Source organism: Polaromonas vacuolata, assembly GCF_012584515.1.
Classification (GTDB): domain Bacteria; phylum Pseudomonadota; class Gammaproteobacteria; order Burkholderiales; family Burkholderiaceae_C; genus Polaromonas; species Polaromonas vacuolata.
This window is the reverse complement of record NZ_CP051461.1, coordinates 2241093-2265464: the sequence shown is the minus strand read 5'-3', so window position 1 is coordinate 2265464 and position 24372 is coordinate 2241093. Positions and strand designations below refer to the sequence as shown.

General features: G+C 52.2%; 23 protein-coding genes. 10 read left to right on the top strand and 13 right to left on the bottom strand.

All coding sequences use genetic code 11. The annotated features are described in order from the left end of the window. Positions 1-21: 21 nt before the first annotated feature. From moeA to HC248_RS10290, 6 genes are all read right to left on the bottom strand, one after another. Positions 22-1314 (bottom strand): molybdopterin molybdotransferase MoeA, encoded by a 1293-nt coding sequence (gene moeA / locus HC248_RS10315; RefSeq protein ID WP_168922397.1) that lies wholly within the window; start codon positions 1312-1314, stop codon positions 22-24. Further along, the gene (gene mobA / locus HC248_RS10310) at positions 1311-1961 is read right to left on the bottom strand and encodes a molybdenum cofactor guanylyltransferase MobA (protein ID WP_168922396.1); all 651 of its coding nucleotides are present in this window, start codon (positions 1959-1961) and stop codon (positions 1311-1313) included. The genes moeA and mobA overlap by 4 nt, the downstream gene beginning before the upstream one ends. Position 1962: 1 nt before the next feature. Continuing rightward, positions 1963-3087, bottom strand: coding sequence for a GTP 3',8-cyclase MoaA (gene moaA / locus HC248_RS10305; RefSeq protein ID WP_168922395.1), 1125 nt, complete (start codon positions 3085-3087; stop codon positions 1963-1965). 112 nt (positions 3088-3199) lie between these two features. Beyond that, positions 3200-3961 (bottom strand): SDR family oxidoreductase, encoded by a 762-nt coding sequence (locus HC248_RS10300; protein WP_168922394.1) that lies wholly within the window; start codon positions 3959-3961, stop codon positions 3200-3202. Between the two features lie 202 nt (positions 3962-4163). Beyond that, positions 4164-5597 carry an aldehyde dehydrogenase family protein gene (locus tag HC248_RS10295; protein ID WP_168922393.1) on the bottom strand — a complete coding sequence of 478 codons (1434 nt, stop codon included), beginning with the start codon at positions 5595-5597 and terminating at the stop codon, positions 4164-4166. A gap of 161 nt (positions 5598-5758) precedes the next feature. Beyond that, the gene (locus HC248_RS10290; RefSeq protein WP_168923783.1) at positions 5759-7897 is read right to left on the bottom strand and encodes a sodium-translocating pyrophosphatase; all 2139 of its coding nucleotides are present in this window, start codon (positions 7895-7897) and stop codon (positions 5759-5761) included. Positions 7898-8178: 281 nt separating this feature from the next. On the opposite strand from HC248_RS10290, the gene ppa reads away from it, so the two are divergent. Next, positions 8179-8730, top strand: a complete 552-nt coding sequence (gene ppa / locus HC248_RS10285) for an inorganic diphosphatase (protein ID WP_168922392.1) — start codon at positions 8179-8181, stop codon at positions 8728-8730. Between the two features lie 133 nt (positions 8731-8863). On the opposite strand, the gene HC248_RS10280 is transcribed toward ppa, so the two are convergent. Beyond that, positions 8864-10267: a GNAT family N-acetyltransferase gene (locus HC248_RS10280; RefSeq protein WP_168922391.1), complete on the bottom strand. Its 1404-nt coding sequence runs from the start codon at positions 10265-10267 to the stop codon at positions 8864-8866. A 28-nt stretch (positions 10268-10295) separates the two neighbouring features. Here HC248_RS10280 and HC248_RS10275 point away from each other — a divergent pair, with 28 nt between their 5' ends. Together HC248_RS10275 and HC248_RS10270 are read left to right on the top strand one after the other, a co-directional pair. Next, positions 10296-12008: an NAD+ synthase gene (locus tag HC248_RS10275; protein ID WP_168922390.1), complete on the top strand. Its 1713-nt coding sequence runs from the start codon at positions 10296-10298 to the stop codon at positions 12006-12008. A gap of 43 nt (positions 12009-12051) precedes the next feature. Further along, on the top strand, positions 12052-12390 hold the full coding sequence (locus HC248_RS10270) for a P-II family nitrogen regulator (protein WP_168922389.1): 339 nt from the start codon (positions 12052-12054) through the stop codon (positions 12388-12390). A 61-nt stretch (positions 12391-12451) separates the two neighbouring features. On the opposite strand, the gene HC248_RS10265 is transcribed toward HC248_RS10270, so the two are convergent. From HC248_RS10265 to HC248_RS10250, 4 genes are all read right to left on the bottom strand, one after another. Beyond that, complete coding sequence (locus HC248_RS10265) at positions 12452-13084, bottom strand: LOG family protein (RefSeq protein WP_238342599.1); 633 nt, start codon at positions 13082-13084, stop codon at positions 12452-12454. Next, positions 13081-13482: a diacylglycerol kinase gene (locus HC248_RS10260; protein ID WP_238342598.1), complete on the bottom strand. Its 402-nt coding sequence runs from the start codon at positions 13480-13482 to the stop codon at positions 13081-13083. Before HC248_RS10260 ends, HC248_RS10265 begins: the two co-directional genes overlap by 4 nt. A gap of 125 nt (positions 13483-13607) precedes the next feature. Beyond that, the gene (locus tag HC248_RS10255) at positions 13608-14114 is read right to left on the bottom strand and encodes an RDD family protein (protein ID WP_272953610.1); all 507 of its coding nucleotides are present in this window, start codon (positions 14112-14114) and stop codon (positions 13608-13610) included. A gap of 117 nt (positions 14115-14231) precedes the next feature. Next, positions 14232-14720 (bottom strand): DUF3106 domain-containing protein, encoded by a 489-nt coding sequence (locus HC248_RS10250; protein WP_238342810.1) that lies wholly within the window; start codon positions 14718-14720, stop codon positions 14232-14234. Here HC248_RS10250 and HC248_RS17710 point away from each other — a divergent pair. Beyond that, positions 14695-14955, top strand: coding sequence for a hypothetical protein (locus HC248_RS17710; RefSeq protein ID WP_238342843.1), 261 nt, complete (start codon positions 14695-14697; stop codon positions 14953-14955). The two genes, HC248_RS10250 and HC248_RS17710, sit on opposite strands and share 26 nt — an antisense overlap. 63 nt (positions 14956-15018) lie before the next feature. Here the strand turns inward: HC248_RS17710 and HC248_RS10245 are convergent, their stop codons facing one another. Together HC248_RS10245 and HC248_RS10240 are read right to left on the bottom strand one after the other, a co-directional pair. Then, positions 15019-15459, bottom strand: a complete 441-nt coding sequence (locus tag HC248_RS10245; protein WP_168922385.1) for a DUF3619 family protein — start codon at positions 15457-15459, stop codon at positions 15019-15021. Then, positions 15456-16022: an RNA polymerase sigma factor gene (locus tag HC248_RS10240; RefSeq protein ID WP_168922384.1), complete on the bottom strand. Its 567-nt coding sequence runs from the start codon at positions 16020-16022 to the stop codon at positions 15456-15458. Before HC248_RS10240 ends, HC248_RS10245 begins: the two co-directional genes overlap by 4 nt. Positions 16023-16362: 340 nt before the next feature. Between HC248_RS10240 and HC248_RS10235 the strand changes: the two genes are divergently transcribed. The 6 genes from HC248_RS10235 to HC248_RS10210 all read left to right on the top strand — a co-directional run bounded on the left by HC248_RS10235 (position 16363) and on the right by HC248_RS10210 (position 24319). After that, positions 16363-18150, top strand: a complete 1788-nt coding sequence (locus tag HC248_RS10235) for an acetolactate synthase 3 catalytic subunit (RefSeq protein WP_168922383.1) — start codon at positions 16363-16365, stop codon at positions 18148-18150. A gap of 129 nt (positions 18151-18279) precedes the next feature. Beyond that, a complete protein-coding gene (ilvN, locus tag HC248_RS10230; RefSeq protein ID WP_168922382.1) occupies positions 18280-18771 on the top strand; it encodes an acetolactate synthase small subunit in 492 nt (163 codons plus the stop codon). A 160-nt stretch (positions 18772-18931) separates the two neighbouring features. Continuing rightward, complete coding sequence (ilvC, locus tag HC248_RS10225) at positions 18932-19948, top strand: ketol-acid reductoisomerase (protein WP_168922381.1); 1017 nt, start codon at positions 18932-18934, stop codon at positions 19946-19948. Positions 19949-20101: 153 nt separating this feature from the next. Further along, complete coding sequence (pssA, locus tag HC248_RS10220) at positions 20102-20914, top strand: CDP-diacylglycerol--serine O-phosphatidyltransferase (protein ID WP_168922380.1); 813 nt, start codon at positions 20102-20104, stop codon at positions 20912-20914. Between the two features lie 190 nt (positions 20915-21104). Continuing rightward, positions 21105-22784, top strand: coding sequence for a 2-isopropylmalate synthase (leuA, locus tag HC248_RS10215; protein ID WP_168923781.1), 1680 nt, complete (start codon positions 21105-21107; stop codon positions 22782-22784). Beyond that, the gene (locus HC248_RS10210; RefSeq protein WP_168922379.1) at positions 22781-24319 is read left to right on the top strand and encodes a 2-isopropylmalate synthase; all 1539 of its coding nucleotides are present in this window, start codon (positions 22781-22783) and stop codon (positions 24317-24319) included. The genes leuA and HC248_RS10210 overlap by 4 nt, the downstream gene beginning before the upstream one ends. The last annotated feature ends 53 nt before the right edge of the window (positions 24320-24372 follow it).

The window sequence follows — 24372 nt, the reverse complement described above, 5'->3', positions numbered from 1 at the left end:
AAAGTTAGCCAACGCATTGGCTTAAATAGCCCCGTCAAACATCAGCACATCGACCATATCGCCAACGCCAAAATTGCCTTGATCGTGGTGCAGCACCATCAAGCCGTTGGCTTGAGTCATGGAACTCAAAACGCCTGAGCCTTGATTGCCTGTCGTTTTAACTTGCAAGCTGCCGTCTGCCGCGGTCGAGACCCAGCCACGCTGGTATTCAGTCCGGCCAGCTTTTTTGCGAATGGCTTCCAAGCTTTTGGCTTTGAGTAGGGGTTGTGCGGTTTGCGTGCAGCCCATCATTTGCAGCAAAGCAGGGCGTACAAAGGCGAGAAACGTCACCATCACCGCCACTGGGTTTCCCGGCAGGCCGAACAAGATGGCGCTCTTAGCTTGGCCCTCAATCGCAGTTTTAGCGATTTTGCCGACTGCCATGGGTCGGCCAGGACGCATGGCGATACGCCAGAAGGCGACGTCACCGAGTTTTTTCATCATGGTTTTAGTGTGGTCGGCCTCACCAACGCTGACACCGCCAGAGGTAATGATGGCATCGGCTTGCTCGGCTGCCTGTTTAAAAGCTACCTCCAGCCGGGCTGGATCATCTCTCACCACACCCATATCTAAGACCTCACAGCCCATGCGCTTGAGCATGCCAAAGACGGTGTAGCGGTTGCTGTCATAGACCGCGCCTTCGCGCGGAGCCTCGCCTAGTGAGAGGATTTCATCGCCAGTCGAGAAGTAAGCCACGCGCAGTGGTCGAAAGCAAACTACGCGAGACAGTCCAAGCGAGGCAACCAAACCCAGTCTTGCCGGTGTCAGGCGCTCACCGCTCAGCAGCGCTGGCAGACCTTGCTTGAGGTCTTCTCCACGCAGGCGTCGGTTGTCGCCAGCTTTGAGAAGTCCTGGGGCGATGACGATGGTGTCGCCATCAATGCGGACCATTTCTTGCGGCACGACGGTGTCTAGGCCGGCTGGAATAATGGCGCCGGTCATGATTTTTAAACACTGGCCAGCGCCAATGCTTGCGCGCCAAGCTTTTCCAGCTAGCGCCGTACCCATGACTTGCAAACGCAGATCAGCACCCGGCTTTAATTGACTGGCGTCAAAGGCGTAGCCGTCCATTGCCGAGTTGTCATGCGGCGGCACATCAAAAGGTGCGATGACATCTTCTGCCAGTACTCGGCCCAAGGCATCAAATAGCTGTGTTTCCATGCGTTGCTGCACGGGTGTGACCAGCGCGGCTAAAAACTCCAGTACGCTGTTTGCTGGCAAAGCTTGTGGGTCATAGCCTTGCAGCTGTGCGGCGATCTGGTCTAGGGTTTTCATGCGGTGGCAGGGGTTTCTAGCAGGTGCAACTCAGCCAGCGTATTGGCGTTGAAAAAGGCACGCTTATCGTCACTTGGTAAATTAAACGGCACTTGCACCGTCTTGTGTTGGGCTGTCCAAGCGTCTATTTTTCGTCCACCTGCATGGGTAAATTGAAGCAAGCTTTCAAGCATGTCTGAGCGCATCAGGCAAAACACCGGCTGTGGCCTGAGTTGTCCATCTTCTTCGGGTGCGCTGGCGACTGCAAAGTCGGCATCTTGCTCAGCGAAAGCTTGGGCCATACGCTCGACCAGATCGCTGGGAAACAGCGGTGTGTCGCAGGGCACGGTCAGCATATAGGCGGTTTCGCAGCGCTCTAGTCCGGTGATAAAGCCAGCCAGCGGGCCGGCGTATTCACCTAAACCGCCGCCGTCTGGCCAAACTGGTGAGCCAAAGGATTCATAAACCGATAGATTGCGGTTGGCGTTCAGCATGATCTCGCCAACTTGTGGGCCTAGCCGCATCAAGGTGTGTAATGCTAATGGAATCCCGTTGAAGTTTTGCAGGCCTTTGTCAGCCCCGCCCATGCGCATGCCGCGACCGCCAGCCAGAATCACGCCGGTAATGGCTTGTGAATGCAGGGGTGCGTATATTTCGTTTTCAAGCATTTCAGCCTCCTATGTAACTCATCTCGACGCGCTTGGCGCCGCTGCCCGGTGGGCTGCTGTCTGCGGGCAGAGCCGCTCTAAGCTCGGAGTATCGGTCATCACGCACGCCCCAAATATGGCCTACGGCTGCGGCGATTTGATCGTCCGCATAGTTGCCGCGAAGCAGGGCGCGCAAGTCGTGACCTTGGCTGGCAAATAGGCACAAGAAAAGTTTGCCCTCAGTAGACAAACGGGCGCGGTTGCAACTGGCACAAAAAGCTTGGGTAACGCTGCTGATCACGCCAATCTCGCCGCCGCCGTCTAGATAAGACCAGCGCTGAGCGGTTTCGCCCTCGCTATTGGCATCAATCGCGCGCAGAGGAAACTCAGTTTGCAAGCGTTCTATGACTTGGGCCGATGGCAAGACTTCGTCCATGCGCCAGCCGTTGCTGGCACCTACGTCCATGTATTCGATAAAGCGCAGCACGCTACCCGTGCCGCGGAAATAGTTAGCCATTGGCAATATTTCGTTGTCGTTGGTACCGCGTTTAACCACCATATTGACTTTAATTGGCGCTAAGCCAACACGTTGCGCGGCCTCAATGCCGGCGAGGACATCGGCGACCGGAAAGTCGACATCGTTCATTTTGCGGAAAGTCGCGTCGTCCAGCGCATCCAGGCTGACGGTCACGCGTTGCAACCCAGCATCTTTGAGAGACTGGGCTTTTTTTGCCAGAAGCGAGGCGTTGGTGGTCAGCGTGATGTCTAGCGGTTTGCCCGACGGCGTGCGCAGTTTGGCCAGCATCTCAATGAGGACTTCAAGGTGACGGCGTAGCAGCGGTTCACCGCCAGTCAGGCGAATTTTCTCTACCCCGTGGGCGACGAAAATTCTCGCTAAGCGGGTGATTTCCTCAAAACTGAGCAAAGACGACTGCGGTAAAAAAGCGTAGTCCTTGTTAAAGACTTCACTGGGCATACAGTAGCTGCAGCGAAAGTTGCAGCGGTCGGTAACGCTAATTCTCAGGTCGCGTAGCGGTCGGCCTAAGGTGTCGCCCAACAGGCCGTTGGGCGCTTGAAATGTGCTGGGAATGAGTGGCGTGCTGCTGGCATAGCGCAGATCGGCGATGGGAATTATTTTTGCTGTCATGGTCCTGTTCGGATTTTGGTCCAAAGATCGAATTTACCCCATCGCGGCCCACTTCTTTAGCCAAACTGGTGCATGACCTTATGGCTGTGCTGTCAATAATGAGTGATTAATTTTAGACGCAGCGTCCGCCATCGACCTCTATGCACACGCCGCTGATAAAGCTGGCTTCATCACTGGCTAAATAAAGGGCAGCGTTGGCAACGTCCAAGGCGGTCGAAAAACGTCCTAGCGGTATGCTGGCGCGGAATTTTGAAAGGCGTTCTTCATCCAGCGGGCCACCGGCAAATTCCGCTGATAAGCCAGTTTCGGGGTTGAACACCGGGTTAATACAGTTCACACGAATATTGTCTGGGCCAAGCTCTGCAGCGAGTGACTTTGACGTCGTGATGACAACCCCTTTTGAGCCGTTATACCAAGTCAAGCCCGGGCGTGGCCGCACACCAGCCGTCGAGGCAATATTGATAAAACTGCCGCCGCCTTGGCTTCGGAAAACCGGTGTTGCATGGACGGTGGCTAGGTAAATACTTTTGACGTTAATTGCGTAGCACTTGTCGAAATCGGCTTCGCTTACATCGAGCGCCGGTTGATTCTTGTGTGTCCAGCCAGCGTTATTAATCATTACGTCTAGGCATCCGAAGCGCTCAACGGCAAAGGCGACCAAGGCTTTGACTTGGGCTGAGTCGGCCACATCGGCTGCAAAAAAAGCCGCTTTACCGCCCGCTTCAATGATTGAGGCAACGACTTTTTCGCCTAGTTCACGGTTGATGTCGTTAACCACTACTTGCGCGCCTTCAGCGGCTAATCGGCGGGCAATGCCTTCGCCTATACCGCCGCCTGAGCCAGTAACTATGATGGATTTATGCTTGACTCGCATTGATTTTTCCTAGAAAAAGTGAATGAAAAAATGGGAATTGGCGCCAAAAAAGACTTGGCTGTGTTGACTATTTAGAACCGCTTAATCTGCCAACAGCGGCGCTGCGCAAAGCCTGTGTCTTAGTAGGGTTGACCGGATTTGAAGTTGGTCAGAATGTATGTGCTGGCTGTATTTTCAGCCTGTGGCTACTTTTGTTGCGATCTCAGTCATGTCGCAACGCCACCGTTTTAAGAGTGGTAAAGCCATACAAGGCTTCAAAGCCTTTTTCACGCCCGTAGCCAGAGGATTTCACGCCGCCAAAAGGTAGTTCTACACCACCGCCAGCGCCATAGTTGTTGATAAACACTTGACCACTTTTGACGCGCTTAGCCATGCGGAACTGGCGCGCGCCGTCTCTGGTCCAAATACCGGCGGCTAAGCCAAAGCGCGTTGAATTGGCGAGCTCTACCGCATGCGCTTCGTCTCTGAATGACATGGCGCAAAGCACCGGGCCAAACACTTCTTCTTGTGCCAAGCGATGCCTGACAGGCACGTCGCGTAGCAAGGTCGGTGCTTGGTAAAAACCGGTGTCAGGTGCTTCGTCAACGACTGTGCCCTGAGCCACCATAGGTATGCCGGCTACCTGCGCATCACTGAGGTAATCCCAGACACGCTGTTGCTGACTTTGGCGAATCAAAGGGCCAAGGTCTAAGTCCATGCTGGCAGGACCTACGCGCAGACTTTCAAAGGCTTGGCCTAAGCGCTCGAGCAGCGGCTCGTAAATCGCAAGGTCTACCAAAAGCCGTGAGCCGGCTGAACAAGTCTGGCCCGCATTCTGCACTATACCGTTGATGATGGCGGGAACGGCGGCGTCTAAATCGGCATCAGCAAACACGATTTGAGGACTCTTTCCGCCAAGCTCTAAGGTCACTGGGCAATGCCGCTCTGCGGCTACTTGCTGTATCAATGTGCCTATGTTTGGACTGCCGGTAAAGCTGATGTGGTCTATGCCGGGATGACGAGCTAGCGCATCGCCAACCTCATGGCCGTAGCCCGTGACTATGTTCAGTGCGCCGGCTGGAAAACCGACTTCTGCGGCTAGTTCGGCGACCCGCAGAAGCGACAGGCAGGCGTCTTCTGCGGGTTTGACTACACACGCGTTTCCAGCCGCTAGTGCCCCGCCCACGCTGCGGCCAAAAATTTGCATGGGGTAGTTCCAGGGAATGATGTGGCCGGTTACGCCGTGCGGTTCGCGCCAAGTCATGACACTAAACCCGCTTTGATAGGGCAGGGTTTCACCATGCAGCTTATCGCAGGCGCCGGCGTAAAACTCAAAATAGCGTGCCAGTGCGGCCGCGTCGGCTCTGGCTTGTTTCACCGGCTTGCCGCAGTCGCGTAACTCCAGCATGGCTAACTCTTCTGCGTGGGCGGCGATTTTTGTGGATAAACGCATCATTAGCCGTCCGCGTTCTGCGGCGCTTAGGCCTTGCCAGACCTGCTCAAAGCAACTGCGTGCAGCTTTTACCGCCGAGTCAATGTCTGCTGCATTGCTGCGCTGAATTTGGTCAAACTCCATGCCGTCTGACGGGTCTATAACTGGGATGGATTTGCCTGAAGCCGACGGCAGCAAGCGATTGGCGATAAAGTTAAATTGCATGAACTTTAGTGTGCGCGTGAAAACCCTTTAAGCCTATTCGGGCTTGTCTCTAGAGATGTACTTTTATCAGCTATTTGTGAACTATCGCTGTTTTTCACCCGTCTCACTTTTTTATAGTGAACCAGCAATGCTATTTGAAGCACTGCTTGCTTTGCTTTGCTTTACTTCACGGCGGCCGGCGCGCTAATCGCTGCGGGTTCCATCACCGGCATGCTGTGCGCGGCTGGCGCATCAACGCCATGGAACTTGACTACCAAAGGCACTATCAGTAAAGCCACAATATTGATGATTTTGATCAGCGGATTGATGGCCGGTCCTGCTGTGTCTTTGTAGGGGTCGCCCACGGTGTCACCTGTGACAGCGGCCTTGTGTGCGTCAGAGCCTTTGCCGCCGTGGTGGCCGTCTTCAATGTATTTTTTGGCGTTGTCCCATGCCCCGCCTCCAGTACACATAGAAATCGCTAAAAAGAGGCCAGTGACTATGGTGCCCATTAGCATACCGCCCAAGGCCTTGGGACCTAACAACAAGCCCACGACTATGGGCACGACGACGGGTAGCAGAGAAGGAATAATCATCTCTTTAATCGCCGCTGTGGTCAGCATATCGACGGCGCGGCCGTACTCGGGCTTGGCCGTGCCTTCCATAATGCCTTTGATTTCTCTGAACTGACGGCGTACTTCTTCAACCACTGCACCAGCTGCGCGGCCTACCGCTTCCATGGCCATGGCGCCGAACAGGTAGGGAATCAAGCCACCGATAAAGAGGCCGACTATGACTAATGGGTCGCTAAGGTCAAAGCTGACGGCGCTGCCATAGCTTTCAAGCTTGTGGGTGTAATCGGCAAACAGTACCAGGGAGGCTAGGCCTGCTGAGCCAATGGCGTAACCCTTGGTGACGGCTTTAGTGGTGTTACCCACCGCGTCTAAGGGGTCAGTTACAGCGCGAACACTGCTAGGCATATCGGCCATCTCAGCGATGCCGCCGGCGTTATCCGTAATGGGTCCATAGGCGTCTAGCGCCACCACAATGCCGGCCATGCTGAGCATGGCCGTCGCTGCAATCGCAATGCCGTACAGACCGGCGAGTTTGAAAGACACGAGTATGGCGATGCAAACAAATACCACCGGCCAAGCAGTAGAGCGCATGGACACGCCCAAGCCGGCAATGATGTTGGTGCCGTGGCCTGTCGTAGAGGATTTAGCGATGTGTTGGACTGGCGCGTACTGGGTGCCGGTGTAGTACTCGGTAACCCAAACCAACGCGGCGGTCAGCATTAGGCCAGTAGCGCAAGCACCAAACAAGCGGAGTTGACTGCCGGTGGCGGCAATCGCGTCGCGCGGCATCATGTTGGTGGTGACGAAGTAAAACGCAATCAAAGAAAGAATGCCGGAAATTGCCAAGCCTTTATAAAGCGCTGGCATGACGTTTTTCATACCGGGTGAGGCTTTGACAAATAGACAACCAATGATGGATGCAATGATAGAGACAGCACCTAGCGCCAGCGGATACAGCACGGCGTTGACCGGTGCTGCGCTTACCAGTAGTGCGCCCAGCACCATGGTGGCGATAAGGGTGACGGCATAGGTCTCAAATAAATCGGCAGCCATACCGGCACAGTCACCCACGTTATCGCCCACGTTGTCGGCGATCACTGCGGGGTTACGCGGGTCGTCCTCAGGAATACCAGCCTCCACCTTGCCGACCAAGTCCGCTCCCACGTCTGCGCCCTTGGTGAAGATGCCGCCGCCAAGACGCGCAAAAATGGAAATCAGGGAGGAACCAAAGGCAAAACCAATTAATGGGTTTAGTAGCTGTGACAGAGACTTACCGTCTGCCAAACTGCTGCCGCTGGTTAAAAACCAGTAAAAACCCGTCACACCCAATAGGCCTAAACCGACCACCAACATGCCGGTAATAGCGCCACCGCGAAAGGCGACATCGAGCGCTGGGCCAATTCCGCGTGTGGCGGCTTGTGCGGTGCGCACATTAGCGCGTACCGAGATGTTCATACCGATAAAGCCGCAACCGCCCGAGAGTACCGCGCCAAGCACAAAGCCGATGGCGCTTTTACCGTCAAGAAATACGCCGATAAGAACGGCCAGAATTACGCCGACGATGGCGATGGTTTTGTATTGCCTGGCCAGATAAGCGCTGGCGCCGGTTTGTATAGCGGCAGCGATTTCTTGCATGCGCGAATTGCCGGGGTCTTGAGATAAAATCCAACTGCGGGTTAAAAGGCCGAAAATCACCGCGATAAGTCCGCAGCCCAGCGCTAAGTAAAGCGCGTTATTGCCTGTCATGAGTAGCATGAGTATTTCCTCTTGTTGTCGCTTGAAAAGGGTGGCCAGTTTAAAGGTTGCCGCCCTCGCTGCGTTGCTTCCTCATGATGACAACTTGTTATGAGTCACGATTGGCCAACTTTTGCAATTTAACAAGAAAACCCCACTCGTAGGCGGACTGTAAGCCGGAGATCGCTAAAATGCGGGTAAATCCCGAGTGATCAACCGGGTAGTGTTGTAGCAGCTGGCTCGCCGGCACACACTGCACACTTTCTTTTTCCTCTCACAACCCAAGAGTAAATATGTCCCTTGAAAAAGTTTTCCCCGGCAAGAACGCCCCCGAGTCTTTCAACGTGATCATCGAAATTCCGATGAACGCCGATCCGGTGAAGTATGAAGTGGACAAGGCTTCGGGAGCCATCTTCGTGGACCGTTTCATGAGCACAGCCATGCATTACCCCACTAACTATGGTTATGTGCCTAAGACAATTAGCGGCGACGGCGACCCTGTCGACGTGTTGGTGATCACGCCAGTGCCCCTTATTCCAGGTGTTGTGGTGAATTGCCGCGCTATCGGTATTCTTAAAATGACGGACGAAGCCGGTGAAGACGGTAAGATTTTGGCGGTACCAACCGACAAGATTTTGTCGATTTATTCACACTGGAAAAAGCCGGAAGACTTAAACCAGTTACGCCTTAAAACCATCGCCCATTTCTTTGAGCATTACAAAGATTTGGAAGAGGGCAAGTGGGTCAAGATTTCGGGCTGGGAAGGCCCTGAGTCAGCCAAGAAAGAAATTACCGACGGCATGGCTAACTACGCCAAAGAAAATCCGGGCGAAAAAACTGAGTAATCAAGCTTGAGCAAAATTCGTTTTGCGATTGCTTTTTAAGCAACCGGTTTTTCGCTTGGTGCTAAATTCGCACTTAGAAAAACCGGTTGATTAAGTTTAGCGATGAATCAATCTTTAAACTCTTTTCAGCCTGTCAAGACTGATCACTAAAAGGCGCATTGAGCGCCTTTTTTGCGTCTTCGTTGACCAATTTTCCTGAGGCTGGCAAAGCTGTAGGTGCTGATGCTGTTTTAAAAGGACTGCGTTTTTCCAAGTCGTCCATATAGCTGTCTATGCCAGCGCCTTCGCGCTCTAGAAATCTTTCCACTGCATCGGCAAACGAGGGGTGGGCCAACCAATGTGCGCTGGTGGTTTTAATCGGTAGCAGTGCTCTGGCCATTTTGTGCTCGCCTTGCGCGCCGCCTTCAAAGCTTTGCAAACCATGTTCTATGCACCATTGCAATGGCTGGTAGTAGCAAGCTTCAAAGTGTAGGCAGTCGACGCGCGCTAACGCACCCCAATAGCGGCCATAGGCAGTGTGATAAGTCAGTGGTTTATGGTCACTTTTATCCGCCGCAGACTGTGGTGCTGCGCTTAGGGCGATCAGACTGCTGGCAATGGCTTGTTTTGCGCCGGTTTCTGGGTCGGTAAATTCGGCGATAAACATCAGCCAGTTCTGCGCCATGCTGTCTTGCATGCGCTGAAAAAAATCACGACTCAAATAAGGCTTGTTGCCGTGTTCGTAATAAGTTTGCTCGTAGCAGCGGTAGAAAAAATTCCAGTCTGCGTTGCTAATGTCTTTGCCTAGCGACGTTCTGAAGCGAATGCCAGCATCGTGGACCTTACGTTTTTCTTGGCGAATTTTTTTGCGCTTTTCTTGACTAAGCGACATTAAAAAACTGTCGAAATCTTTATAGCCGGATTGAATTGGTTGACTTTGCGGTGCGCTATCTCTGCGATCTTCGTCTTGCGTGACTAAGGTGTTGGCTGCTTCAGCCGCAGCGGCAGACTTATTTTTCCAGTGAAACTGCACCGTGTTGCGCAGCATTAGTCCAGCTTGTTCACAAGCTACAACGTCCTCGTCGTCGGCAAAAAGCAAGTGCAACGAAGATAGTTTTTCTTCCGTGCACCAAGCTATAAGCGCTTGAACTAAAAGCAGTCTTTCGCTGGCATTACGCGCTAACAGGCGAGCGCCTGGCACTGGTGTGAAGGGCGCAGCTACTAGCGCTTTGGGGTAGTACTCCAGGCCGTGCTGGGCGTAGGCATTGGCCCATGCCCAGTCGAAAACGTACTCGCCATAGGAATGGGTCTTGAGGTAAAGCGCGCAAGCGCCAGCTAAATTTTCACCGTGCCAGAGTGTGATGAAACGCGCCGTCCAGCCGGTTTCAAGGCTGGCGCTGCCGCTCTCGTGCATAGCGGCGAGGTATTCGTGGCGCATGAAGGGATTTAATGCGCCTTGGGGACTTTGTCCCGCGAGTAGTTCGTTCCATAGGGCTGCATCTACCTGCAACGGTGAATCCAGCACGCGGATGACATAATCGTTTGAGATATTTTTCACGTATTTTTTTCGGGGTTCAGATTCTTTTATGCTATTAAAAATTTGCGTTGCTCAGCTTAACTTTTGTGTTGGCGACCTGTCTGGCAATGCACAAAAAATCATAGCTGCGGCGAAAAGTGCCTACGCAAATGGTGCTCGCTTATTACTCACGCCTGAGCTGGCAATTTGCGGCTATGCCGCTGAAGACTTGTTTTTACGCGCGGCATTCACTCAAGCTTGCGATGATGCCGTGAATCTGGTGGCCCGCGAGCTAGCCGGGTTAAAAGGCCTGATTGTGGTGCTCGGCACGCCAACGTCAGGCAACAGCGGTAGTGGCGACGAATCTGATGCCGGCCTGCGCACCAAAAGTATTGCCGTGCAGCAACGTCACAACGCGGCGCGTGTGATTTGCGAGGGTCAGGTCATGGCCACCTACGCCAAGAGAGAGTTGCCCAACTACCAAGTGTTTGACGAACGACGTTACTTCACACCCGGTCAAGGTACTTGCGTTTTTAGCGTTGGCACGGGTGACGCTGCGATCCGTATCGGTTTACTCATTTGCGAGGATGCTTGGTTTGACGAGCCTGCACGCTTAGCGAAAGAAGCCGGCGCAGAGCTGCTGCTGGTTATGAATGCCTCACCGTTTCACGCCGGCAAAGGCGTAGAGCGCGAAGCCATGATGTGCAAACGTGCCTTGGCCACTGAACTACCGCTGGTTTATGCGCATTTGGTGGGTGGGCAGGACGAGATTGTGTTCGAGGGGCGAAGCTTTGCCTTGCAGGCCGATGGCCAACTCGCCGGTCGTGCACCGAGTTTTAAGGAAGACCTTTTTGAGGTAGAAATCAGTCGTCTGCCAAGCACTCAGGCGATTAATTTATCCGCCCGCATAGCGCCCTTGCGCCGCTTGGATGCCGATCTGTGGGACGCCCTGGTGTTGGGCGTGCGGGACTATTTGGGAAAGAACGGTTTTCCGGGTGCGCTCATAGGCCTGTCAGGCGGTATAGATTCAGCTTTGGTGCTGGCGATTGCGGTGGATGCTTTGGGCGCTGACAAGGTCAGGACGGTGATGATGCCGTCGCCCTACACCGCAAATATTTCTTGGATTGATGCACGTGAGATGGCCAAGCGCATGAATGTGCGCTACGACGAAATATCAATAGTGCCGCAGTTCGAGGCCTTTAAGACGTCGCTGGCGACAGAGTTTGCCGGCCTTGAAGAAGGAACCGCAGAAGAAAATATTCAAGCCCGTATCCGCGGCGTTTTTCTCATGGCTTTATCGAATAAATTTGGCTCCATCGTGCTGACTACCGGCAATAAGAGCGAGATGGCGACTGGTTACTGCACCTTGTACGGCGACATGGCGGGCGGTTTTGCAGTGATTAAGGATGTGCTTAAGACGGCCGTGTTTAGGCTGGCGCGCTGGCGCAATGAAAACGATCCCTACGGCACCGGGCAAAATCCAATACCCGAGCGCATCATCACCCGGCCACCAAGCGCTGAGTTGCGCGCTGAGCAAACCGATCAAGACAGCTTGCCGCCTTATGAGGTGCTAGACGAGATTCTTGAGCGCTATATGGAAAACGACGAATGCATAGAAAGTTTGCTTGCCGCCGGCTTTGACGCCGCTGTGATTGAACGCGTGACGCGCTTGATCAAGCTCAACGAATACAAGCGCCGTCAGTCGCCAGTGGGCATACGCGTGTCGCACAGAAGCTTTGGCAAGGATTGGCGTTATCCCATTACCAGTAAGTTCCGCGCTTGATCGCGTTACTATTGTCGATTCAGATTTTTACGGAGTCAGTCAATTGAAACAAATTACCGCCATTGTCAAGCCTTTTAAACTCGAAGAAGTCCGCGAAGCGCTGGCCGAATGCGGCGTCACGGGTCTAACCGTGACCGAAGTCAAAGGCTTTGGCCGTCAAAAGGGGCATACCGAGCTCTACCGCGGTGCGGAGTACGTGGTTGACTTTTTACCCAAGGTCAAAGTCGAAGTGGTGGTTAAAACTGAGGATGTCGAGCGCTGCGTGGATGCCATCGTGCAAGCTGCGCGTACAGGCAAGATAGGCGACGGTAAAATTTTCATCACCGCTGTCGAGCGTGTCGTGCGCATTCGCACTGGTGAGGAAAACCAAAACGCCATTTAAGCGTTTTTTAGTTGCTGATTAACGATGCTTTGACTTTCGTTAACGGCAACTTTGATCCGATTTAAATTTGTGCTAAATCTTGACGGATGTTGGAGCGTTTGGACGCTTCGATCAAGTTGGATAATAAAAAATCTTCATCTGAGCTGCTCTGTATCAGTGCCATCAGACTCTGATCCATAAAACCAGCCGTCACTGCCGATTGAAGAAACACCAACAAGCTGTCGTAGTAACCACCGCTGTTGAGTAGACCAATCGGTTTGTCGTGGTAACCCAGCTGACGCCAAGTCCAGACTTCAAAAAATTCTTCCATAGTGCCTATGCCACCGGGCAAGGCTAGGAATGAGTCGGCGTACTCGGCCATGATGCGCTTACGGTCATGCATGGTCTCCACAATGAGTAACTCGGTGCAGCCATTGTGGGCCCATTCTTTTTCAACCAATGCCCGCGGAATTACGCCAATCACGCGCCCGCCCGCTGCTAACGTTGCGTCCGCCACAATGCCCATCAAACCGTTGTGACCACCGCCGTAGACCAGTTGGCCTTGATGTTTACCTATCCACGTGCCGACCGCTTCGGCCAGCGCTGCAAAGCGCTCGTCTAAGCCGCTGCGAGAGCCGCAGTAAACACAGATGGAAAACGCGGGAGTCGCTGATTTCTCTAGTGGGTTGGGCATAGTGTTATCGGTATCAGTCATTGGCCAAACCTTTGGTAAAGAGCCATGCCCCAAGTTGCGCCGCATAGCAGCAGGCTCAGTAAAACTGCCGCACTGCCCATATCTTTGGCGCGCTTGGATAAGTCATGCCATTCAGGGCCTATGCGGTCAATAGCGGTTTCGATGCCAGTGTTGAGTAGCTCGACGATCATCACCAGCAGAACTGTGCCGGCGAGCAACACCGTTTCGACCCAACTGCGTCCCAGCCAAAAGGAGGCCGGCAGTAAAACACAGGAAGCCAAAGCCTCTTGCCGGAAGGCGGTTTCGTACCAACCGGCTTTTAGCCCGGCAATTGAGTAACCAAACGCATGCAGAACGCGGTTAAAACCGCGGCGGTTTTTTTGCGCGGTGACGGATTCTTTAAGCTCTTTTTTTTGCACTTGTCTTAATTGTGGCAAGGAGTTTTTCTTCGACCTAGCGGTGCGTATTGGTTCAGTCATATGTGTATTGTGGCGCGTGACTATGACGCGCGGATCAAACCGTTTTAAGCCCATAGACCTGAGAATTATGGCTTGGGCTTTTTGGGGGCGCGCCAGCTAATTAGCTGGGTGCCTGACCACGCATCGTGCCAGAACTGCTGGTTTGGATGGAGCTTGGCCAGCAGCGCCCACAAAACTATCCAGCCCAGTATTAGTATGACGTTTTGCGTGCCCTGCAAGCCCGCAAAATAGCCCAGTGCCATAGGCGGTAATAGCCATACCCAACTCAGAACGTAGCGCAGCATGGCGCGCTTTCGACTGATGGCTTGGCCTGCGTTATCCACCACCCGAATATCCCAAGTCTTCATGGCCAGCGTCTGACCGCGCTGCCAGAACCAAACAAAATAAATGCCAAACACCAAAAACAAAAAAGCTTGTTGTTGGTGCCGGTTGTCCATTGCATTGCGGGTTTGAGTCAGGGTGCTGAATAAGTAATCGGCAATGAATGCAACTGCAAACATCAGCAGGCTTTCGTATAACCAACAAGCCATGCGGCGTGTAATTGACGGGGAGGCAGGAGTGTTAACTGTCAATGTGGAGTAGCAAAGGTTTTGAAGGCTTGGCGCCTCGGTGATTTTAGTTAATGCAAGACCGAAAAACCGATGGCGCACTGCATTTGTCTGATGATTGCGCCAACTAAAAAACTGTATTTAGTTTTTTGGTGTGATGGTCGGGCCAGGCAAAGCTTCTGGAGTGGAGCGGCTATCTGTGCTTACAGCTGGAACAGGTTTGCTTGGTATTGGTTGTTGCTCTGTGTCGTTGTTGCGTGTCGGCCTCGGTGGCAGCGCTGCTAATTTTTGGGGTGCAACAGGTCTTACCGCAGGGGCTGCGCCGATGTGGCGGTCGGCAGCGGCTTTAGCGGCCAGTTTTTTCTTTTCTTCAGGGCTTAGGGCTTGATAGGTCTGCCATTGAGCATTTTTTTCTTCAGGGCTTAATTGCTTGGAAATCTCTTTGGTTTTTGCAAAATTAAGCCTTGCTTCGGTGCGCTGTTGCGGGCTCAAGGCTATCCATTCGTTCATGCGGCTGTGTAGCTTGAGCTGATCTTCGGACGAGAGCTGCGGGTAGTTTTTGGATATTTCCAACCACTTGCGCTTTTGCGCTTCACTCATACCCGTGTCCCAGCTCTGGCTGAGTGGCATTAGCGATTGCCTCTGCATGGGTGTGAGTTCTGCCCACACAGGTTTGGTGATGTTGGTTTTTACTGGCTTGGCGTTGTTGCTAGAACTGTTCGTATTAGCCGCCATGCCAGTGCTTGGCTTGAGTTCTTGCGCGAGGCTCGGTGATGTCCCGGTAAACAATATCAATAGCGTTAAACCTAAACCTAGTAGGGCGTGTGACCGCACAGTAGACAAGCCACCAGAAGTCTTGTCGTAAACGGTTGGCCACATGAAAACTGTGTTTGCAGTTAAAAGGCCATCAGACATAGTCATGGGTAAATTACTGAACCTGTGTTGATGACTTGAGGAACTGAAGAAAACCCGGATCTGCAAAGGCTGCTGGCGGTAACTCGTCGGTTAGCAATGCGGAATCGACTTCGGCGACTTCTTGCGCCCGATTGTCGTTTTGAATTGAATTAATGCTGAGTAAACCCACGACCAGCGCCACCAGTGGCAAAACTGATCCAATCCGACCCCACCAACTAAGGCGTTCGTCCCGACCCCAATTGAGTGCTGCCGTGCCGCCGTTGTTGTTAACCACCGATTTGGCCGTTTGTAAAACTTCTATTTTGCGTGCTGATACCGCTCTGACTCTGGCGGCTCGAAGACGTTCGGAGATGTCGTATGGGAGCGCAGTTGCACTGAGCGAAAGATAAGACGCAGTTTTCAGAGCGAAGCGATCTTGAAGAATTTCTGAGCGATTTTCTAGCGAATTAGTCATAGTTTTATACCTTTGGCGTTCAAGGCTTTGCTCAAAGCCCCTATTGCACGAGAACAGTGTGTTTTGACGCTGCCTTCAGAGCAACCCATGGCTGCAGCTGTTTCAGCTACGTCCATCTCTTCCCAATAACGCATCAGGAACGCTTCTCGTTGACGAGCGGGTAAATCCATTATGAGTGTTTCTATTTGATTAAGGGTCTGACCTCTCTCAATAGCGTCTTGAGAGCTTTCTGTTCCCTCTGAGTTGGTCAAGGCCTCTAAAGTTTCCAAAATATCAAAATCACCGTCATCACCGGCTGATTCAAAATCACTCATATTGGAGAAAAGGGCATTTCTTGTCTTGCGACGGCGAAACCAGTCCAGCGTGGTGTTGGACAAAATGCGTTGAAACAGCATGGGCAGTTCTGCAATCGGCTTATCACCGTAGTGCTCAGCGAGTTTCATCATGCTGTCCTGAACGATGTCTAGCGCCGCTTCCTCGTCACGCACGTGGTAGATGCTTCGTTTAAAGGCACGTTTTTCAACGCTTTTCAGGAAGTCAGAAAGTTCTTGTTCAGTTGCCAACGGTTGGTGTTTCCGGGTTTTTCAGCGCGATTTAAAATGCTTTGCCGCTGTTTTTAAATTCAGTTGTATTGGAACTTGCCAAGATTTGCGTATTCAATATATTTAAAGGTAGCTCAAAATTATCGCACCAAGGACAACTGCACTTGAGTTTTAGCGCTTTGCGCCGACAAGCCTGTGTGCAATGTCATAATGCGTGTTGCACTTTAAAAAGCAAACGGGTCATGGCTCGGCGAATTATGTCTTCGCTTATGGTCTTGGCCTCAAGTCACGATGCAGTTTCACAAGAGCGAGCAAAGTGGCACCCAAGTTATTTCGTTAGAGAAATTCACAAAGGTTCATCATGGAAATGTCCAAGTCGGAAATTACTTCCGCAACAGCAGTTACTGCTACAAACTCAAATACTCAGTCTCAAGAGCTGCGCGGCGCCGAAATTTTGATTGAGGCACTCAAGGCCGAAAACGTCAAATTCATTTGGGGCTATCCCGGCGGCGCAGTGCTGCATATTTATGACGCGTTCTACAAGCAAGACTCCATCAAACATATTTTGGTGCGTCACGAACAAGCAGCAGTCCACGCTGCCGATGGTTATGCACGTGCTACTGGCGATGTAGGCGTCGCATTAGTTACTTCTGGGCCTGGTGTGACAAATGCCATCACTGGCATTGCTACGGCCTACATGGACAGCATTCCAATGGTCATCATCACCGGCCAAGTTCCGACCCACGCGATAGGGCAAGACGCGTTCCAAGAGTGCGATACGGTAGGCATTACGCGTCCGATTGTTAAGCATAATTTCTTGGTCAAAGATGCCCGTCATATGGCTGATGTGCTCAAGAAAGCTTTTCACATCGCCAGAACTGGACGGCCTGGCCCGGTAGTTGTAGATATCCCAAAGGATGTCTCTTTCAATAAAGCAGTTTTTACCGGTTACCCCAAAACCATAGAGATGCGCTCTTACAACCCCGTGCGCAAAGGCCATGCGGGTCAGATTCGCAAGGCTTTGCAGTTGCTGCTTGCCGCCAAGCGTCCATACATTTATACCGGCGGTGGTGTGCTACTCAGCAATGCATCGGCAGAGTTGCGCACGCTAGTCGATATGCTGGGCTACCCTTGCACCAACACCTTGATGGGTTTGGGTGCGTATCCCGCCAGTGACCCTAAATTTTTGGGCATGCTGGGCATGCACGGCACGGTTGAAGCCAATAATGCGATGCAAAACTGCGACGTGTTGCTCGCGGTTGGTGCCAGGTTTGATGATCGTGTGATCGGCAATCCCAAGCATTTCGCGCAAAACGAACGCAAGATCATTCATATTGATATTGATCCCTCTAGCATTTCAAAGCGCGTCAAAGTTGATGTGCCGATTGTTGGCGATGTCAAAGACGTGCTGACTGAACTCGTAGCCATGATTCGCGAGTCCGGCTTGAAGCCCGATGCCGATGCATTGGGCGGCTGGTGGGACACGATTGCCGCTTGGCGCAAGCGTGATTGCATGAAGTACAGCATGGGCTCGTCCGACGTTATCAAGCCGCAGTATGTGGTTGAAACGTTGTGCAATATGACTAAAGATGCTGACGCCTACATCACCTCTGATGTGGGCCAACACCAAATGTGGGCTGCCCAATACTACAAGTTTGAAGAGCCTCGTCGCTGGATTAATTCCGGTGGTTTGGGCACTATGGGTGTTGGAATTCCCTATGCCATGGGCGTGAAGATGGCCAAACCTGATGCAGAGGTGTATTGCGTCACCGGTGAAGGTTCGGTGCAAATGTGTATTCAAGAGTTATCGACTTGCTTGCAATACAACACACCTATCAAAATCGTCTCCTTAAACAATCGCTATCTCGGCATGGTCAGGCAGTGGCAGGAAGTCGAATATGCTGGTCGCTACAGCAGCAGCTACATGGACGCCTTGCCCAATTTCGTCAAGCTTGCTGAGGCCTACGGTCATGTCGGCATGTTGATTGAAAAGCCAGAAGACGTAGAGCCAGCATTGCGCGAAGCACGAAAACTCAAGGACCGCACGGTCTTTATGGATTTCCGTACCGACCCTACTGAAAACGTTTACCCCATGGTCAAAGCCGGTAAAGGCATTACTGAAATGCTGTTGGGCGCAGAAGACTTGTAAACGTAAAAACGAATTCAAAGCGTTTTAAAATCCACCTATTTTTTCAACCGTCATCTGACGAATCTATTGCCCGCCAAGCCTGCACATTACCGTGTGCGGGGGAGGGCGGCGAAAAGAGGAATCTTTCTTATGAAACACATCATTGCAGTTTTGCTAGAGAACGAAGCCGGCGCTTTGTCTCGCGTAGTTGGGCTGTTTTCAGCGCGTGGCTACAACATTGAGAGCTTGACCGTAGCGCCTACCGAAGACCCAAGCTTGTCGCGTATGACGATTCAAACGGCTGGCTCGGACGATGTGATTGAACAAATCACAAAACACTTAAACCGTCTCATCGAGGTGGTTAAAGTAGTTGACCTGACTGAAGGCGCTTACACCGAGCGTGAACTCATGCTCGTAAAAGTAAGAGCGGTTGGCAAAGAGCGTGAAGAGATAAAGCGCATGGCTGATATTTTCCGCGGCCGCATCATAGATGTGACCGAGAAAAGTTACACCATAGAGCTGACTGGCGATCAGTCCAAGAACGATTCATTCTTGGCGGCCATTGAGCACAGTGCCATTCTTGAGACGGTGCGTACCGGTCCTAGTGGCATCGGCCGTGGTGAGCGCATTTTGCGGGTTTAAGTTTAGATTTTTCAAGATCTCCGTGCGCGCGTTTGGACAGGCTCAACGCGAACGGATTAAGCAGAAGTGGCGACAAGTGTTAATCGTTCGCCCAGAGCCTGTCGACGGGCGTTTCGCCAGTATCCCTTTGACCCTTTTTTAAATATATCCGGAGAAGAAGATGAAAGTTTATTACGACAAAGACTGCGACCTGAGCCTGATCAAGGGCAAAACTGTTGCCATTATTGGTTACGGCAGCCAAGGCCACGCCCATGCCCAAAATTTGAACGACAGCGGCGTCAAGGTCCTTGTTGGTCTGCGTAAAGGCGGCGCTTCATGGGATAAAGTCGGCAAAGCTGGCTTGAACGTCGTTGAAGTATCGGAAGCCGTCAAAGCTGCCGATGTGGTGATGGTTTTGCTGCCAGATGAAAATATCGCAGCCGTCTACACCAACGACATCGAGCCAAACATCAAGCAAGGCGCTTCGCTGGTATTTGCCCACGGCTTTAACGTGCATTACAACCAAGTCGTGCCACGTGCCGATTTGGATGTCTGGATGGTCGCTCCTAAGGCTCCTGGCCACACTGTGCGCAATACTTACACTCAAGGTGGTGGTGTGCCGCATCTGGTGGCGATTCATCAGGACAAGAGCGGCAAGGCCCGTGATCTGGCACTGAGCTACGCAATGGCCAACGGTGGCGGCAAAGCCGGCATCATTGAAACCAATTTCAGAGAAGAGACCGAGACCGACTTGTTCGGTGAGCAAGCCGTGTTGTGCGGTGGCGCGGTTGAATTGATCAAAATGGGCTACGAGACTTTGGTCGAAGCTGGTTACGCACCAGAAATGGCTTACTTCGAATGCCTGCATGAACTCAAACTCATCGTCGACTTGATTTATGAAGGCGGCATCGCCAACATGAATTACTCGATCTCCAACAACGCCGAGTACGGCGAGTATGTGACAGGTCCTGAAGTCATTAATTCGCAGTCCCGCGAAGCCATGCGCGCTGCGCTCAAGCGTATTCAGACTGGCGAATACGCCAAGATGTTCATCTTAGAAGGCCGTACTGGCTACCCAAGCATGACAGCTCGCCGTCGCTTGACCTCCGAGCATTCGATTGAGAAAGTCGGCAGCCAACTGCGCGCCATGATGCCTTGGATTGCCAAGAACAAGCTGGTTGATCAGACCCGCAACTAATCTGTTTTTCTAGCCGATAGGCTTTGGCCACTAGCCGCGCAAGGCATTTGCGCGGCTTTTTTATTTTCTAAAATTGCATTTTGGCTTTGTTATGCTTATGTGTAGTTGCACCTAAATTTGTGCGCAGCAGCTGCGCCACAGGAGATTTCTTTTATGCATGATGGTGAAGACACCGATCCGGGCGCCGACGGCGTTGTGATTCGAAAGCGCCGTAAAGGCATTTACATTCTTCCCAATTTATTCACGCTCGCCGCTTTATTTGGTGGTTTTTATGCAATTGTGATGGCCATGAATGGCCGTTTCGATCAAGCCGCCATTGGCGTGTTTTGTGCCATGGTGCTGGATAGTTTGGATGGCCGTGTGGCCCGTATGACCAATACTCAGAGTGCTTTCGGCGAGCAAATGGACTCTTTGTCTGACATGGTTTCCTTTGGCGCTGCGCCTGCATTAATCGCTTATGTCTGGGCTTTGACCAGTCTTGGCCGTTGGGGTTGGATTGGTGCTTTTGTTTACTGCGCCTGCGCTGCGCTGCGCCTGGCGCGTTTTAACGTCAACACTGCCGTGGTTGATAAACGCTTTTTCCAAGGTCTACCATCGCCTGCCGCAGCGGCTTTGGTCGCTGGCTTTATTTGGCTGGTAACGGATTACGGCGCAACTGGCTTTGAAGTGCGCTGGTATACCTTTGGTTTGATGCTGTTTGCTGGCCTGTCTATGGTTACCAATGTGCCGTTTTATAGCTTTAAAGATGTAAGCATGAAGCGCAGCGTGCCCTTCGTCGTGATTGTTTTGATAGCACTGGGCATAGCGGTTATTAACATTCACCCGCCTACAGTGATTTTTTGCCTCTTTATTGGCTATGGGTTTTCTGGTTACGCCATTTATGCGTGGCGAAAATTTAAGGGTCAACAAACCAGCGTGATCTCTACTTCGACCGATGAGCCCGAAGAGCGCGGGCTACACAAATAAACTGTGCTATATTGTTCTTTATGAACTTTCTGCTTTTATCGCTACTACTACCGGCCAATGGGCGGAGACAGTAGCGCACGCGCGAAACTTTCCATCAGCCCGTTTGCACCTGCAGCGGGCTTTTTTTTTGCCAGGACTGCAGGGACCACACCCTTTAACCGATTCGTTCAAGAGACTGACTTTTACTATGATGTTGAAAAACCCCGCTAGCAAATACCGCGCTTTTGCACCCGTGCCGCTGACTAACCGCACGTGGCCCGATGTTCAGCTCACACGCCCGCCAATTTGGTGCAGTGTGGATTTACGCGATGGCAACCAAGCGCTTATCGAGCCCATGGACATAGAGCGAAAACTGCGCATGTTCAAGACCTTGGTGGCGATCGGTTTTAAAGAGATTGAAGTCGGTTTTCCTTCCGCATCTCAGGTCGAGTTTGATTTTTTACGCAAGCTGATTGATGACAACTTGGTTCCTGATGATGTGACGATTCAGGTTCTCACCCAAGCTAGGGAGTCATTGATTCGCCGCACTTTTGAAGGTCTGCAAGGCGCGAAAAAAGCGATTGTGCATTTGTATAACGCGACCGCACCGGTGATGCGCCGAGTCGTGCTGGGCATGGATCAAGACGGCATAGTTGAGCTCGCTACCGGTCAGGCCCGATTGGTCAAAGAATTGTCTGCCCTGCAAACCGATACCCATTGGACATTTGAGTACTCGCCCGAGATGTTCTCCGGCACTGAATTGGCGTTTTCTAAACGTGTGGTCGATGCAGTTACCGAGGTTTGGCAGCCTACGCCTAGCCACAAATGCATCATCAATTTGCCTTCGACGGTAGAGCATAGTACGCCGAATATCTTTGCTGACATGATTGAGTGGATGCACCGCGAACTCGACAGACGAGACGCGATTGTTTTGTCGGTTCATCCGCACAATGACCGCGGCACTGGCACCGCTGCCGGCGAGTTTGCCGTCATGGCTGGCGCTGACCGCCTTGAAGGCTGTTTGTTTGGCAACGGCGAGCGCACCGGTAACATGGACATCGTTAACGTCGCGCTGAACATGTATAGCCAAGGCGTAGACCCAGGGCTGGATTTTTCTGACATTGATGAGATTCGCCGCACTGTCGAATACTGCAATCAATTGCCCGTGCACCCGCGTCACCCTTACGCTGGTGACTTGGTCTATACCTCGTTTTCTGGCTCGCACCAAGATGCGATTAAAAAAGCGTTTGCGGCACGCCGCGAAGGCGATATTTGGGATATGCCCTACTTGCCACTCGACCCTAAAGATTTAGGTCGTAGCTACGAAGCCGTGATCCGCGTTAATAGTCAGTCTGGCAAGGGCGGTATCGCTTATCTGCTGGAGAGTGAGTTCGGCCTTGAACTACCGCGCCGTCTGCAAATTGAGTTCAGCCAAGTCGTACAAGGCGTGACAGATGCGAATGGGAAAGAGCTTTCCGCTAAAAATCTACATGCTTTGTTCGAACAAGAGTTCAGTCTGCGAAGCATCGCAGCGCCAGTGCATAAAATCACTAAAGCCGAAGACAGCGATGAGCTTGTCTGGGTGAGCGCGGATATTTGTATTGACGACACTAATTTGAGCATTCAAGGTCAGGGCACTGGACCTATAGATGCGTTTGTTGAAGGTTTGTCTAAAGCTACCGGTCAATCGTTACGCGTACTCGATTACCGTGAGCACGCCATAGGCGCTGGTGCGCATGTACAGGCCGTGGCTTATCTTGAAATGCGTATTGGTGAGTTGACGCTGTTTGGCGTCGGCATGGATGCGAATATTGTTTCGGCCTCGTTCAAGGCCATCTTGTCTGGTCTGCACAGAGCCCAGATACTGACAACTTCAAAGGAGACTGTATGACGGATAAATTAATCATATTTGACACGACCTTGCGTGATGGAGAGCAGTCGCCCGGCGCCTCAATGACGCGGGACGAAAAATTGCGTATTGCACGCCAGCTCGAACGCCTAAAGGTCGACATCATTGAAGCCGGTTTTGCAGCCAGCTCAAACGGTGACTTTGAATGCGTTAAAGCTATTTCTGAGGCGATTAAAGACGCCACAGTCTGCTCTTTGGCTCGCGCCAATGATCGCGATATATCGCGTGCGGCTGAAGCGCTCAAGCCAGCAAAATCTGGACGTCTGCATCTATTTTTAGCCACTAGTGCGCTGCACATGGAGAAAAAACTGCGCATGACGCCTGACCAAGTGTTCGAGCAGGCTAAGTCTTCTGTGCGATTTGCACGTAACTTAATGGATGACATTGAATTCAGTCCGGAAGACGGCTATCGCTCAGACCCCGATTTTCTGTGTCGCGTGCTTGAAGCCGTCATCAAAGAAGGCGCGACCACCATCAACGTGCCCGATACGGTGGGCTATGCGATTCCCGAGTTGTATGGCAATTTCCTCAAGAACTTGCGCGAGCGCATTCCTAACAGCGACAAAGCGGTCTGGTCGGTTCACTGTCACAACGATTTAGGTATGGCCGTTGCCAATTCATTGGCCGGCGTGATGATTGGCGGCGCACGCCAAGTCGAGTGCACTATCAACGGTCTGGGCGAGCGCGCCGGTAACTGTTCGCTCGAAGAAGTGGTGATGGCGATCAAAACACGCAAAGACTATTTTGGCCTCGAGCTTGGGATAGAGACAAAACACATCTTGGCCACCAGCCGCATGGTCAGTCAGACCACTGGTTTTGTGGTGCAGCCGAACAAGGCGGTTGTCGGTGCTAATGCGTTTGCCCATGCCTCAGGTATTCATCAAGACGGTGTGCTCAAAGCGCGCGACACCTACGAAATCATGCGTGCTGAAGATGTTGGTTGGAGCGCCAATAAAATCGTGCTCGGCAAACTCAGCGGTCGCAACGCTTTTAAGCAGCGGTTGCAGGATTTAGGCGTTGTGATGGAGAGCGAAGCCGATATCAACAGCGCTTTTGCACGTTTTAAGGAATTGGCTGATCGCAAAAGCGAGATTTTCGACGAAGATATTTTGGCTTTAGTAAGCAGCGAGACCGTTGCCCAAGGTAAGGAGCAGTACACGTTTGTATCTTTGTCGCAGCACAGCGAGACTGGCGAGCGACCACAAGCAACCGTGGTGTTTGCGGTTGACGGCAAAGAAGTCACTGGGCAGTCAGATGGGAATGGACCGGTTGACGCCTCCCTCAAAGCCATAGAGATGCATGTCAAGAGCGGTGCTGAAATGGTGCTGTATTCGGTCAACGCTATAAGTGGCTCTACTGAAAGTCAGGGCGAAGTCACAGTGCGGCTGCAAAACAGTGGTCGAGTAGTCAATGGCACGGGTGCAGATCCTGACATTGTTGTGGCGTCAGCAAAAGCCTATTTAAGTGCGCTGAACAAGTTGCAAAGTAAAGCCGATCGCGTAGCTGCACAGGGCTGATATTGACGTTTGTTTTTAACGCCGCTTTGACCTGTCCCAGCATTGAAAAAAAG